The organism is Candidatus Nitrosomarinus catalina (assembly GCF_002156965.1).
In the GTDB taxonomy this organism is placed as follows: Archaea; Thermoproteota; Nitrososphaeria; order Nitrososphaerales; family Nitrosopumilaceae; genus Nitrosopumilus; species Nitrosopumilus catalinensis.
On sequence record NZ_CP021324.1, the window covers coordinates 971,017 to 985,133 of the forward strand.

General features: G+C 33.9%; 17 protein-coding genes. 9 read left to right on the plus strand and 8 right to left on the minus strand.

The window, feature by feature from the left end:
* Positions 1-44 precede the first annotated feature (44 nt).
* The 7 genes from NMSP_RS05915 to NMSP_RS05940 all read right to left on the minus strand — a co-directional run bounded on the left by NMSP_RS05915 (position 45) and on the right by NMSP_RS05940 (position 3,925).
* A complete protein-coding gene (locus tag NMSP_RS05915; RefSeq protein ID WP_086907900.1) occupies positions 45-824 on the minus strand; it encodes a hypothetical protein in 780 nt (259 codons plus the stop codon).
* Positions 825-1,094, minus strand: a complete 270-nt coding sequence (locus tag NMSP_RS05920; protein WP_086907901.1) for a DUF3040 domain-containing protein — start codon at positions 1,092-1,094, stop codon at positions 825-827. It abuts the gene before it with no gap.
* Positions 1,091-1,609, minus strand: coding sequence for a hypothetical protein (locus tag NMSP_RS05925; RefSeq protein ID WP_086907902.1), 519 nt, complete (start codon positions 1,607-1,609; stop codon positions 1,091-1,093). Before NMSP_RS05925 ends, NMSP_RS05920 begins: the two co-directional genes overlap by 4 nt.
* Positions 1,606-2,109 (minus strand): hypothetical protein, encoded by a 504-nt coding sequence (locus NMSP_RS05930; RefSeq protein ID WP_086907903.1) that lies wholly within the window; start codon positions 2,107-2,109, stop codon positions 1,606-1,608. Before NMSP_RS05930 ends, NMSP_RS05925 begins: the two co-directional genes overlap by 4 nt.
* The gene (locus NMSP_RS05935; RefSeq protein WP_192866153.1) at positions 2,102-2,701 is read right to left on the minus strand and encodes a J domain-containing protein; all 600 of its coding nucleotides are present in this window, start codon (positions 2,699-2,701) and stop codon (positions 2,102-2,104) included. The genes NMSP_RS05930 and NMSP_RS05935 overlap by 8 nt, the downstream gene beginning before the upstream one ends.
* The gene (locus NMSP_RS08280) at positions 2,698-2,925 is read right to left on the minus strand and encodes a hypothetical protein (protein WP_152023818.1); all 228 of its coding nucleotides are present in this window, start codon (positions 2,923-2,925) and stop codon (positions 2,698-2,700) included. Before NMSP_RS08280 ends, NMSP_RS05935 begins: the two co-directional genes overlap by 4 nt.
* A 61-nt stretch (positions 2,926-2,986) precedes the next feature.
* Complete coding sequence (locus NMSP_RS05940; RefSeq protein WP_192866154.1) at positions 2,987-3,925, minus strand: DUF6293 family protein; 939 nt, start codon at positions 3,923-3,925, stop codon at positions 2,987-2,989.
* 258 nt (positions 3,926-4,183) lie between these two features.
* On the opposite strand from NMSP_RS05940, the gene NMSP_RS05945 reads away from it, so the two are divergent.
* Entirely contained in the window at positions 4,184-4,435 is a 252-nt protein-coding gene (locus NMSP_RS05945) for a hypothetical protein (RefSeq protein ID WP_086907906.1), read from the plus strand.
* 25 nt (positions 4,436-4,460) lie between these two features.
* Here the strand turns inward: NMSP_RS05945 and NMSP_RS05950 are convergent, their stop codons facing one another.
* The gene (locus NMSP_RS05950; protein WP_086907907.1) at positions 4,461-4,856 is read right to left on the minus strand and encodes a hypothetical protein; all 396 of its coding nucleotides are present in this window, start codon (positions 4,854-4,856) and stop codon (positions 4,461-4,463) included.
* An 87-nt stretch (positions 4,857-4,943) separates the two neighbouring features.
* Here NMSP_RS05950 and NMSP_RS08615 point away from each other — a divergent pair, with 87 nt between their 5' ends.
* The 8 genes from NMSP_RS08615 (at position 4,944) to NMSP_RS05990 (ending at position 14,035) form a co-directional block, all read left to right on the plus strand.
* Positions 4,944-6,764: a CxxC-x17-CxxC domain-containing protein gene (locus NMSP_RS08615; protein ID WP_225971257.1), complete on the plus strand. Its 1,821-nt coding sequence runs from the start codon at positions 4,944-4,946 to the stop codon at positions 6,762-6,764.
* 239 nt (positions 6,765-7,003) lie between these two features.
* The gene (locus tag NMSP_RS05960; RefSeq protein ID WP_086907908.1) at positions 7,004-7,918 is read left to right on the plus strand and encodes a transcription initiation factor IIB; all 915 of its coding nucleotides are present in this window, start codon (positions 7,004-7,006) and stop codon (positions 7,916-7,918) included.
* Between the two features lie 118 nt (positions 7,919-8,036).
* A complete protein-coding gene (locus NMSP_RS08775) occupies positions 8,037-9,014 on the plus strand; it encodes a cold-shock protein (protein ID WP_318779012.1) in 978 nt (325 codons plus the stop codon).
* Positions 9,015-9,045: 31 nt separating this feature from the next.
* Positions 9,046-10,314, plus strand: coding sequence for a tetratricopeptide repeat protein (locus NMSP_RS05970; RefSeq protein WP_086907909.1), 1,269 nt, complete (start codon positions 9,046-9,048; stop codon positions 10,312-10,314).
* A 34-nt stretch (positions 10,315-10,348) separates the two neighbouring features.
* Positions 10,349-11,206 (plus strand): tetratricopeptide repeat protein, encoded by an 858-nt coding sequence (locus NMSP_RS05975; protein ID WP_086907910.1) that lies wholly within the window; start codon positions 10,349-10,351, stop codon positions 11,204-11,206.
* Positions 11,207-11,299: 93 nt separating this feature from the next.
* Entirely contained in the window at positions 11,300-11,617 is a 318-nt protein-coding gene (locus NMSP_RS05980; RefSeq protein WP_086907911.1) for a hypothetical protein, read from the plus strand.
* Entirely contained in the window at positions 11,614-12,453 is an 840-nt protein-coding gene (locus NMSP_RS05985; RefSeq protein WP_086907912.1) for a tetratricopeptide repeat protein, read from the plus strand. The genes NMSP_RS05980 and NMSP_RS05985 overlap by 4 nt, the downstream gene beginning before the upstream one ends.
* A 97-nt stretch (positions 12,454-12,550) precedes the next feature.
* Positions 12,551-14,035 (plus strand): MBL fold metallo-hydrolase, encoded by a 1,485-nt coding sequence (locus tag NMSP_RS05990; RefSeq protein WP_086907913.1) that lies wholly within the window; start codon positions 12,551-12,553, stop codon positions 14,033-14,035.
* Positions 14,036-14,117: the final 82 nt, after the last annotated feature.

Below are 14,117 nucleotides of genomic sequence, written 5' to 3' on the forward strand. Positions count from 1 at the left end.
GAGTAAGCAACATACAAAACAACAATCCAAAGAGTCTCAGCATTCTATGATGACCTCCACTGATGTCCGCAGTCATTGCATAATTTGTCGGGAGGGTTGTCACCAGGAATACAGCATCCGCCAAAAATTACTTTCTCACCTCTTTTACGACGATGCTCCATGGCAAAAGGATCCGGCATTCCCCATATGATCACAGAGGGGTCAGTGCCGCCGCATCGGGGGCAATGTCCAATCATGTATTCGTCGTCCAGCTTTCTGTTCAGGTTGCTATCCAGTTTCTTGCGGTCCAGTCCCCAGTTACCACACCCGTTGCACTGCAAAGCGGCATTCTTGTGATGAGGAAGGCGCAAAACAACTTCCCCTTTTCTGATTTGCTCTTCTCGCTGAAACAAAGAATAAGAGTCATCAGATGCAATCTCAGATTTAATTTCAGCCAAGTCAGTGCCGCCGCACTGTCTGCATTTGACATGCTTCCAATCATAGATTGCAGCAAGTGAGTTGTCGGACATGTGAAAGTCCAGTTTTCTTTTTTTTAGTTTATTTCGAATAATTTTATAGATGCAAAAGCCGCCAATAGGGGGGAATTTCAATACAATAATGAAAAGAATACCACTGGCAAGTCCGGTATCGCCAGCTAAAAACGCAACAAACGAAATTGAAAGCAGCAAAAGAAAAAATCCCAAAAATGTTTTTGCAAGAGAGTTTTGAAGTTTGATTTCATGAAGCTGTTCTGCGGCTTTTTGCTGTCTCCTAAACTCATTGTATTCCTCACTTTCCAATCCGCGGTCTGGCCATGTGGATTTTCCGTCACGAAAAAACTTCATCTAGTATCGCCATCCCAAAATATTTCTAGTACTCTTAGAATTTGGATCAAAGATTCCCAAGCCGCGTTTTTTGTTTAATCTACGCTGTTGAAGAGCCAGTCCCACAACAATGCCAAATCCAACTACTGCAAGAACTCCCAAGGGTTTGATGACAACACCCAGCATCACCAGCATTAGGCCTAAAATTAAAACTGCTGCAGGCAGTCTGTTGTTTTTCCAGTTAGATACGGTATCTCGAAATTCTTTGCGATAAGTAATTTCACGAGTCATTTGAACTTCTCCTTTGTATTATCATCGTAAAATCCCCCGTTCCAATTACCTGCAGAATCAGAGATGGCAGAGTTATCCCCTGTTGCAGCAGCGTTGTCTACAAAAGTCTCAGATTTTTGGCCAGCACGTGGACGATATTTTATTCTGGGTTTTCTTAACCTGTCTCCAAAAATTTTGTATGCAATCAATGCAAAAATTCCAAGCAGAGCAATCGTACCAACGTCAGATAGGTTTGCAGTAGAACTAGTAGCTGCAGGTACTGGCGTTGGGGTATGTATGATTGTAGTTGTATGTGTAGTTGCAGGCGAAGGTGCAGTTGCAGGTGAAGGTGCAGTTGCAGGTACAACATTGGACACAGTGTTTTGTGGAGCTAAAATGCAATTGCCACTTGAATCTTTGATGTATTTTGTTGGTTTGAGGTATGAGCAAGGCTCATCAGGACCTCTTGCATCGGCACTTTGTGTCAGTCCAACAAATGCCAAAGAAAAAACAAGAAAGACAAGAAAATATTTCATTGTTGTCTTCCCCTTTGTTTTCTTTTTCTCTTTCTTTTCTTGTCAGATTCTGCGGGAGCAGATGATTCTGCCATTTTTTTAGTTACAGTTACCAAACCTTTCATCATTGCAGAAAGAACTTGTTTTGCAGTTTCCTTTCTTGCCAAATTTTTTTGTAGTTTGTTATCGATAAAATATTTCAATGACTCAAAGAGTTCAAACCCGTCAACTGATGGCGGATGGTCTTCAGTTTGCAGTTTTGCATTCCAAATTTTTGTGATAAACTTATTTTTTTGAAATTGTGAAAATATCAGACTCATCTCAGAGTCAGATATCGGCTCAGGATAGGCCATATTCACGCCTAGTTTGTCCTCAAATCCATGCAGTTTGTTCCATGCAATGAGTGCCTTTATCCCAGTCTCAGTGACGCTGTAGGACTTTTTGTTCTCATCAACGTCATAGTAATTTTTTATGTAGTCCAGGTTTTCTAAGATCAACAAATTTTTTTGATGATCAATCATTGTTTTTCCACCATTGTGTGATTACTTCGTACGCATAGTTGATTCTGACCATCATTGCAGTAGCAGTTGGCGACTTGTTTTTGTCTGGGTGATACTTTAGTGCAAATTCTCGAAAGGTGGATTTGATTTGCTCTAGTGTTGCGTTGTGGTCTAGTCCAAAAACAGCATATGCCTCAATGACTTGTTCATCATCAATTGTTCTGAATTGTTGTTTGCTGTCTTTTTCATATTCTTCTTGTTGGTTTTGTTTCTCGTGTGATTGGTGATCATCTTGTGCGTTGTGTTCATAATTGTATGACTGTTGAGTGCAGCTGTGTCTTACACCGGGTGAATCAAATCGGATCTTTGTCTTCTTTTCACCATTATGATACACATGGGAGTTGTGAAACTGTATAGGTTGTCCACATCCAAAACATGTTTTTTGTTTTGACCATCCTTCATTTGGACATTCATGAACTTTTCCTGTTTTTGCGTCAAGTGGTTTGTGGGATTGACCGTCTGATGACATTTCATCATCAGAGAATCCAATGTAGGTGCCACACTTGTATTGGCAAAACTGCAAGCCAAACAGAGTTTCAAATGTGGCACTCATTGTGAGTCCTCCAAAATTGGGTATGGACAACCTTGGCCACATACGCATTTACCAGTTTGTGACAAACCGTCCATGCAATTTTTAACAAATTTTAGCACGTGGCTGTCGTTGGATGTTTTTCCGTATTCACACTTGCAATTTTCTACACAGGTCGCATCATGTCCAGATAATGCTTTTTTGATGATATGGTCATCACCCATTAGGTTAGAGTATGTTTCTCTCACACTTACTTTTGCTATCCTACTGTTATGTGAAAAATAGTAGATAATACGAAAATAATTTGTACTATTTACTTGTGAGATAGTTATTTTTTGACTTTTGAAGTCCCAGAGGCGTGATTACCAACAAAATTCCTTTACCTTTTTCTTCAACATCAAGAGGCAAATCACAGAAAAAAGTCTCAGAGTCAAATCCCATTCTTTTAAGATATTTGACTCTAGGTTTCTTCATAGTATTATCCATAACAGAGTCATCAGGTAGTTTTTCTCCAGTTTTTGGATGTACATAGTGTTGTATTTTTCTTTTGGTAATGTATTTGGATTTTTCAAGGGATTTTACAATACCATTTAATGTAGTGGCTCCATTTTTTAGTCCTTTTCTTTTTTTGTCAAATCCTAATTCTACCAACAATTCATGATTTGTTATTGCATGTTTAATTGTCGGCGAATCCATTCCACGAGGAGTATTGTGAATCAAGTGATCAGATTTTGCAATTATTTGTAATGCTTCAAGTTGATTATTATTTAATCGAGATTCAAATTTAGATGGAACCGGAACATCCAAAGTACATTTTATGTTGGGATTATTTTCTTTATCTTCTTTCACATATTGAGCTCTGATTTGAAATTCCATTGCAGCATTCATGGAAGCTGCAGCCATGGCATTTGTACCTCCTGTAATATTTATTACAAAATTTTGTCGAGGTATTGGGTTTTCAGATTCCTCTGATGCAATAACATCATTTACTGCATCCATTAACGGTTCAAGTGTGAATGCATCATCAATGGTTTTATATTTTATTTTAATTCGGGAATATGATTTTTTTAGTTCCTTACCTAATGTTTTTGCAATTTTTGGCAAATCATTTTTTATTGTTTTATCTGGATTAAGACTAGGTTTTTTACTATGAATAATCCATAACGTGAATGCATTACGGGATTCTTCTTGAAGCCATGTTTTGACATGACCTGTATTGACGCCAATAGGAGCAATAAAAATATCCATTTTGTACAACATTATTTCGTATAATCCATTTTTAAGCATATCTTAAAAATATAGAAAAAAATACTGTGAGGAAAAATTTTCTTAAAAAAAAGATTTTGTGTAATCTGTGCAACATGGAAATAATTGACGATGATTTGTGCCTAGAACGAATGAAAAGACACACAGATTTTCACAAATTAGCATTAATACAAAAACGAAATACCGCACACGGGATTCCAAAATATTTGGTAATAGAGGATTTTCAAACTAGGAGTTAAAATGAAATTATTAAAAAATAGCAATTTTCTGTGGCAACTAGATACATTTGGAAATAAATTTTGGAATACATTACCATATGAGATAAAATTAAATTTTTTTATAATGTATGAAAGATGGAAGAATCCACAAATAACAAATAGAAATGCAAAAGATAAATCAAAAATTAGCTGTATGTTTGCATTTACCGAGTTTGATAGTTCAGAACAATTTCAGATTAGAATGTTTTGCAAAAAATTAAACATGATGAAATAAAAAAATTATTGAAAATTATTTTAGATTAATAATAATCCCAATCATCCCTATCTTCTTCAGGGGTATTATACTTAAAAACATCTGTAGATTCATTATTTGCAGTGTCACGTTCCTCTTGCGTGTATTGTTCAGCAAGTACATCATTTTTAGCATCGTGCATATATATATTCAAAGCAGAATTTAATTCTTCTAATCCATCTTGACCTAATTTAGATTTTATAATATTTTGAATTTTATTTTTAACTATAGTATTAACCATAAGGGTTAGACAAAGTGAAAAATAACTAAAATCAGAAGTATTTTTAATTAAACGATCTAGGCACCGTCCATCAAAATCTTCTTCCATAAGGGTGTCACATATTGTAGGAGATTCTTTTGAAATAATTAATATTTTAATTTGGTCGTCAGATAAATAATCCATACAATTTGTATGACTATACATACTAAAAAAATTTTTAAAATACCAGTTCTGAAATTATATTTATAAAGAATAAGTCAAATAGAATTTATGAAAATTTGTAGTACTTGTCATGGAATGCGATTGGAAGTTTTCAAGGACCATTTCCTCTGCCCAGTATGTAAAAATGACGAATTAGTTAGTTATGTAAATGAAAATTATGTAAAGCAAAATGCAATCCCACAAAGATATAATTCATTATTAGAAAATATGAAAAACATACAATTTTTAGAAGAATTAGATAATAAAGTAATTGATGAAAAAATATCCCAAATTGGAATTACCCTACTTGAAATCAAAGCAAGTTATTTGGCAGAATCTATGGTTGAGTATGCAAAATGGATACAAAATAAAAATAATGAAAAAAAGGTATCTCAAAAAAATTTAGAAATTTCTTTGAAAGAAAAGGAAATAGAGAATCAAAAAATAATTTCTGCAAAAAATAAAAAAATTGAGGAAATTGAAAAAGAAAAAGTAGAAAATGAAGCAATGTTATCTTTTGCTACATTTAAAGAAAAAAATTCTATTGATAACTTCAAATATTTTGCTGAATTGCTAAAAATAATTGAAAAAGAAAAAAATATCAGTACAGAGGAAATCCTGAAACAGTTAGAAGAAAAAAAGGAAGAACATCCAGGTTTTTCAAATTTACAAGCTCTGTATTATGTAGCAGTAGACAACAGAATTTATTTTATTAAAAAATGGGTTCGACTTCCAAGTAAATTTGAAAATAAGTGTATTGAATGTGGTGAAAAAATATTTGTAGGAGAAGATGTTTTTTGGAATCCCGCCACATCAAAAGTAAAACACTTTGATTGTAAAACATTAATTGAACAAAAAAAGAAAATTTCAAAATTAAGTGAATCTGCAAATAATTATTTTGTTAGAGGGGAAATGGATGAAGGAATAAAAATAATGAATCAAATTAAAAAAATAAAATTTTTACTAATTTTTGAAAATTCAGAGTTATCTAAAATACTAGAACCTATTTTACAAAATGATGCAGATTTTCTGAGATTTTTAAAGTCATTTGAGGAGTCAGAATGGATGAATAGTGCAAAAAATGTTGAATTTGAGGATTTTTTGAAGACATATCAGACAAAATTTGTTGAAAAATGTAAAGATGAAATTAAAGAAGACATCACCATGGCGTTTGAACACATATGTGAATTTCAGCCAGAGAAAAAAGGAATTTTTGATAACTTAGTTCGTGATGATTATTTGAAATATACTAAAAATCTAACTTACCTTCTTTATTCTCCTGAGGTGAATTCTGAAGTGTTTAAGAAAATCATTAGAAGATGTGGAAAACGTGGACTTTTTGTTGATCCATACATGAATTCTCGTACTATCAATTACTTTATCCAGCATTTTCCCGAAGATTCTGAAATGACTGAATTGCATCTACTTACAAGCATTGATGCATTTAAGAATAAAAAATATTGTAAATGGATGAAAGATTCCATTGAAGAATTTAAAGAATTTTTAAAAAGTAAAGGAATCAAACTAGAAGTCAAAATAATTCGTGGAAAAAAAATATTGGAAGATCATGACAGATATTTTTATGGAGATAACACATATCTAGAGATACCACAAGGAATGGATAGGTTTTTTTTAATAGCTGAAAATGCAAAAGTAGTTGAAATAGATCCTAAATTTCGACAAAAACATAGAAAGATGAGTGAAAAGAGATATCTCAGTGAATCATGTATTGACTTTTTAGAAAACTATGAAGAAATAGAGAGAGAACTCAAAGAAGAAAAAATGTATGATGCGAAGTGTACAAAGTGTGGAACTGATTGCAAAGTATCATTCCAACCAAAAGAAGGCAGACATGTATATTGCAGAGACTGCTTCCCAAAATACAAATAATAACCACAATAAGGAATTATTTTAAATTTACAAATATTTTAAATTAAACTAAAAATTTGAATATGATTTTTTGAAATTTAATTCATAAATTGTACAAATTATTTTTGTATTGTTCAAAATTATTCAGATAACAGTATAATATCATAATAAAATGTGATACAAAGTAGCAATCTAAATCAAAAATATGATCAATTCCATTATGAAGGTTATAAAAAAATCACATTAAGGAGAAGAGTGTAATGCAATACGTGAAAAATCAGGTAAAAGAAACAGGTACTGCATGTATTGAATGTGGTAAAAAATCCATAGTGGAAGATTTTGACACTAAGGAAAAATCATGTAGTGGTTGTGGTATAGTAGTAGATGAACCAAATATTGATTATGCTACAGATGAAACTAAAAAAGAGGGTTCAGGTGGCAGGACAGGCCCTCAAGAGGATCCAATGATGCAAATGGGAACAATAATATCACAAACTGGCAAGGATGCATTCGGCAAACAAGTAAAGGCAACTTATGTTGAAAATGGAAAAAGCAATAATTATCTGTACGGCATCATTACTCAAGATAAACGTAGTAAATCAAAGGGCATAAAAACAATAATTAAAGCAAATAACGAAATAATTAGACTCTGCAATGAATTAAAAATTAATGAAGAAATTAAACAACGTGGAGCAGAAATATTCAGAGATGTCAAAAAAGAGAAAATGACTGCGGGAAGAGACGCCCTTGTTCTTTCAGCAGCTTGTCTATATCTGGCATGTAGGGAATCAGGTCAAAGCAAAACCATAAAAGATTTCATGAGACATTGTAATTGCAAAACAACAATATTCATTCGGTACTTTAGAACCATACAAAAAACTTTTGAGATTCAGACTGAAATCATGTCTCCAAAAAAATTCATATCACGAATAGCATCTAGGACTGAACCTCCAATTAATGCAATTATTGAAAAACATGCATGCGATATTGTGGATCAATTAAGTGATCAAGCAGGAAAGGATCCAATAGGTCTTGCAGCAGCTGCATTATGTTATGTTTGTAGATTAAAAAATTACAAACATACTTTGAGAAATATTGCAATTGCTGCAAGTGTAAATGAGGTAACAGTAAGAAATAGGATAAAAGACATAGAAAAATATCACAATAAAAAATGAAAGAGAAATTTATCTTTTGTAAGAAAAAATACCATAATTAATTAGCCAAAAGTGGACAAGATTCAAAGATAACTGAAAACTTTAACTACAAAGTTAGGAAAAAATTAAGGTAGGAAATATGCATTATCCGAAAGAACCCAACAATTTCGATGAGGAAGCCGATAGATTAGAAGAAATCACGACTAAATTAAATTCAGGTTCAGATATAGAAATACAATTAAAAAATTATTTACTATATAGGATGATTTCCTTTTTTGAATTTAAAGTAGTTGACTCAATTAGAGCAGCAATTGATATGGACAATAAAGGCGGCATCACTTATGGGAAGAAACTTCTTGAAAATGATACTCAAATTCAAAATAAAATTAATGATTTTACTGTGTTAATTCTTCAACAAATAATTTATGAGAAAAAAATTAATTTTAAATTAAATCCACATGCAGATTTTATGAACTTTTTAAACAAAATAATAGAAATTGAGGATTTAGATTTAAAAGAATATTTTCAAAATAATTATCAGGAAGATTGGTTAACTTTCTTTAATGAAATTAAAAAAAATAGAAATAAACTAACACATGACTTTCAAGATACACAGTATTCGACAAAAGAATTAGAATTAATTAAAAAATTAGTACTGATATTTTGCTATTCTTATCCCATAATTCTAAATATTGTTCGAATTGTCGTTGGTTTTTCAAGTCAAAATGCAACTATGGAGAAAGTGATGTGTAATGAATTGATTGGTAATGAATTAAATGAATTAAAAAATTTGAAAATTTTGAATGCCAAAATTGTTGATGAAAATAGTTTTTTGAAGTCATTTTATTCCATATTTGATATTGACAAATATAATAAAATTAGAGCATTAGAAAAAAAAGTGGATGAAGAGAATTTTAAAACTAACAAAGAAACAGGAACCGTAAAATGGTTTGACCGTACTAAGGGCTTTGGTTTTATCGAAAGAGAAGGTGGCGACGATATGTTCGTACACAAATCTGACGTTGATGGATTCATTACCGACGGCGATAAAATTGTGTTTGTAGTGGGTGAAGGACCCAAAGGCCCCGCAGCAAAAAGGGTCAAAAAATCAACATAATACACAATTATAGGATATGAGATAAGTCAGTATGCGTGATATTTCGTTTGAACGTCGTGATTTTACAGATTTGCAAAAAAGTATCGATAATGAATCTAAAGAAGAATTAAAAAAAGCATTAGAAAATGAAAAAGATTCGCAAATAAAAGAATTTTTTGAGAAAATTGAGTCTAGTGATGAACCGCACAAAATTATTGAATGGTGTTCACAAATTATTTTTATAGATCCACAGCAGTTTATTGCACATATACAACGTGCAAAAGCATATCATGAACTAAAACTGAATGATCAAGCAGAAAGATGTTTTAAAGATGGAATAAAAAACGCAGAGAGTAAATCCATCAAACCAATTCATGAGTTCATACGTTTTTTGATTCATGAGAAAAGATATCAGGACATATTGCATTATTGTGAAAAAATTCTAGAGATCGATAAAATAGATAGAATATCTTTGGGAACTAAATCTAGGGTACTAATACATCTTAGAGAATATCAAAAATCGTTAGAGTGTATTGAAAAGATACTGTCAAATAATTTGAATGATGTTGATGCTTGGGCTACAAAAGCTGATGCACTACGCAATATTGGAGAATATCAAAAATCGTTAGAGTGTTTCGACAAGGCACTGACAATAGATAAAAATAATTCAACTCATAAGACTGAAAATTTATCTGTGAGTACAAGAAAATTTGTTTTAATTACTAAAGGAAATGTTTTACAAGAACTTGGAGAATATCAAAAATCGTTAGAGTGTAATCAAGAAGTACTATTACTGGATGGGAATGATGTGACGGCTTTAAACAATATAGGTTGCGCGCTAGAATCACTTGGAATTAAAACAGTTGCAAAAAAATATTTTGAAAAAGTTCTTAAGATTGATGAGAACGATGTGATTGCTTTAACGAATTTAGGTACAGTAGAAAGTTGCAAAAAGGCACTATTACTGGATGAGACTAATTATCAGGCTCTAATTAACATAAGTTCAGCATTAGTTCGTAGTGGAAAATATTCTCTAGCACTAGAGTTTATTGAAAAAGGATTAAAAATAAATCCAGATGATCACATAGCATTAGAAATAAAAGTAGAAATTTTAAATGAATTACAAAAAGAAATTAAAATCAATCAATTTAAAAATAAACAGAACAATGTTGAAAAACCAAAATGGTCAAATGATCCTGCAACTGATGCACAAAAACAATACATTAAAAATTTAGGTGGAAATGAGAATGCCCCAAAAACAAAAGGAGAAGCATCTGAAATGATAACCAAATTAAAAGAAGGGAAAATTAAATCAAATTAAAAATATTCAAGTAGTGTAAATGATATGAAATAATATGGACATCTCATTTAAACCTCGACCATTTCTAAATTTTAGTCTTTTAAAAATAGAAGGTGAAAAAATTATAATACAAGAAGATTCACAGGGGTCTGCAGAACCAGTTGCAGAACCAGTTGCAGAACCAGTTGCAGAACCAGTTGCAGAACCAAAGAAAAAATCAACATACATGGATGAAATGAAAAAAAAATATCGTAATGCGTATAAAAAATGGACAGAAAGTGAAGAATACAATTTAGAGGATATGTGGATGAATCCACAGGATTATGGTTTTGATGAGAAAATTTTGCCAAAAAGTGAAATGATTACTGCATTGGCTGCACATTTTGAAAGAAATGAAGGTGCAATCTATTCTAAATTGTCTCATATGGGATTGGAGAAAGAGTGGAATTTTATTAAAAAAAGAGAATTAGAATCCAAACCCACATCAAATGCAGACATAAACGATAAAGATGCAGATTTTTGGTACACCCGAGGAAATAGATTACTAAATCTTACTTCAAATAAAACATATGGGGATTCAACAATATCAAAGGAACCTTTTCACTGTTTCCAAAAAGCCATAGAAAAAGATCCTACATTCATGAAAGCTCATTTAGCAATGGCAGTTGGACATTACAATGCTGAGAGGTATTGGGAAGCATTAGATGTCATAAAGTCTGCAATAGAATTGGACAGATATTTTGCAGATTTTTGGTATCTAAGAGCACTAATTTCTGAACGTTTGAATCAATATCAGGATGTGGCAGATTGTTATCTCTTTGTATGTGATCTTGGAAAGTTATCCAAAGAAGATAATGACTATATGATGCAAAAATATGTTCAAGCAAAACAAAAACTAAATCAGTCCAAATAATTTCTGGATTATTAAAAAATTATTAAAAATGGTACAAATTATTTTTGTATTATTCAGTATTTTCCTCTAGACACTAGGAATCCATTATTAATCATGAAACAAAGAGTTTCCAAACTAATCCCAAAAGGCAAGGGCCAAAATATTGCCGAGTTTTACAAAAACGGTTCAAAGACTGAGGGTCTTTTTGCCAGATATGCCAAAGAGGGCGGACATAAGCACTCGATGGTAAAGTGTGCTTGTTGTCACAAACTGGTTCCAGGAGTAATCATAGAGACTGGGGGGGTAAAGGATCAGGTTCCACTACACATGCCATGTAGAGCATGTGACAAATGGCTAGGCCATTTGGAGCTAGATAACCATCAGGTTCTTGACGGAATGTGTCTTGATTGCTTTGAGGAGGAAATCCAATGAGTACTTCACACTCCACCAAGGACTCTTTGCTGAACCAGGCAAACGACACATCTACAATCAGCGATAAAATTGACTGCTACAAAAAGATCATAGCACTTGATCCACATGATCCGCGCGCATTTCACAGTCTGGGGGATGTCTATTCCTCATTTGATGAAGTCAAGTCAAAAATGTACTGGGAAATGGCTGTACAGAGGTATTCAGAAAAAATTGAATCATTCAATGACTCTGCAAGTGAGTATCTGAAACGTTCTGATAATTCAGAGCTGCCAAAAATCGAATCCAAGGACGTGTTTCGTGAAGTTGGACAATACTTTTACAATTTGGGGGAGATACATTACAACCTGCACAAATACTCGCAGGCAACAGATGCATACAAAAAAGCATTGAAGATGGACTCGACACAGGTTGACTGCTTGTATGATCTTGCAATGTCACTGTTTCATGAAAAAAAATTCGAAGAGTCAAAAAAATATCTGCTTGAATTTTTGGCAAAACAAAGCAATTATGCAGGCCACTATCATCTGGGATTGATTTTTGCCGGTGAGGGCTGTATAAAGGAGGCGCTGGGGGAGTTTTGGAACTGCATCGAGCTAGCGCAAGACGATTCAGTTTCAGACTACTACAGAGGAATGTCTTACCACCATTTGGGAAACATGAAACTGTCTGAAAAGTATCTAAAGCTGTCAATTGCAAAAGATCCTGAAGACCTTGAAACAATACACACCCTAATCAATCTCTACGAGTCAAACGGGGAAGGCCAAAAGGCATACGAGTATTACGAACAGATAAGATCCAAAAAAGAAACTTTGAGGTCGATGAGGGATACAATGTGATAAAATAATTATTACATTGTATTATGGAATTAAAACAAAATTAGTCATCCACAGTATGTACATGATGCTTTTATTCTAGATATTCTCATTATTCACATTGACTGAAATTACATTTCACGGGGGAGTAAACGACATTGGGGGAAACAAGTTCCTCGTAGAAGACAAGGGGACCAAAATTCTGATGGACTTTGGAATGAGTTTTGGCGACGAGGGAAAGTTTTTCTCGCAGTTCATGAATGCGCGCACGTCAAACAGCCTGGCTGACTTGTTTGAGCTGGGAATTTTGCCAAACATTCCAGGAATGTATCGAACTGACTACACAAAGCACATGGACTTGGGAGGTGAAGAGGAAACAGAAATTGACGCGGTACTGCTGACACATGCACATGTGGATCACTGCAAGTACATATCATATCTCAGACCTGACATTCCAATTTACTGCTCAGAGGCATCAAAGCTGATAATGCAAAATTATGACGACACTGGAACTGATCAGTACCTTTCAGTAAAGGAGAGATTTCAAACATATACAAACAAGAAAGGTGAAATCAGCAGAGCAACATCAAAGACAAACCCACCGATTCCAAGGGAGATTAGAGTTTTTGACGAAGGAAAGGAATTCTCAATTGACTCGATAGATGTCGTGCCAATGCCAGTGGACCATTCCGTTCCGGGAGTTGACGCGTTTATCCTGCATACGTCATCAGGTTCAATTGCAAACACAGGCGATTTGCGGTTTCACGGAAGACGTGCAGACGACACGGAAAGATTTGTAGAAAAGTGTGGAGAGTCATCACTTGACTTGATTTTGTGTGAAGGTACACGTGTCGAATCAGAATCATCAATGACAGAGTTTGACGTGGAAAGTATTTCCAGCAAAATAATTGACGAAACCAAGGAGCTTGTCATCTGCGGCTATCCTGTCAGGGATTTGGACAGACTGATGTCGTTTTATCTTGCTGCAAAAAATTCCGGACGATACTTGGCAATTGACCTAAAGCAAGCTTACCTGTTGAAGCTGTTTTCTAGCTCTGTACATTGTAGCAAACTGTATCCGGCACCAGATGACAAAAATATCAAAATTTTCATTCCGCGCGGAACATGGAGTCTAATAGACAAGGATTTGGGCAAGTTTTCTCAGGATCAACTTTACAAAGACTATGCAACATGGCAAAGGGAATTTCTGGACTATCCAAATGTCGTTGACTATCGCGACATTGCAAAAAATCAAAAGGAATTTGTGTTTTATTGCAGCGACTTTAACTTGCAAAACCTGATTGACGTAAAACCCAATCCTGGTTCTTCCTACATTCGCTCTCTAACTGAGCCGTTTGACTTGGAGATGGAGCTAAAGGCCGAACAAATCAAGAATTGGTTTGAGAGATTCGGGGTTATCAGCAGGGAGCGTGACTGGAATCAGGTTCACGTTTCAGGCCATGGCGATGGGACACAGATTAAACATGTCATAGATGGCGCAAACGCCAAGAAACTAATTCCAATTCATACCCAGCATGACGAGTATCACAAAAAATGGCACCCAAATGTTCATACTGTAAAGCAGCATGACTCCGTCAGGGTGTAGGTAAAAGGTATGCGCTGCAAGATCTGCTCAAAAACATTTCGAACACCCCCACCAAGAATGAGAGACACCCAAATTTGTACAG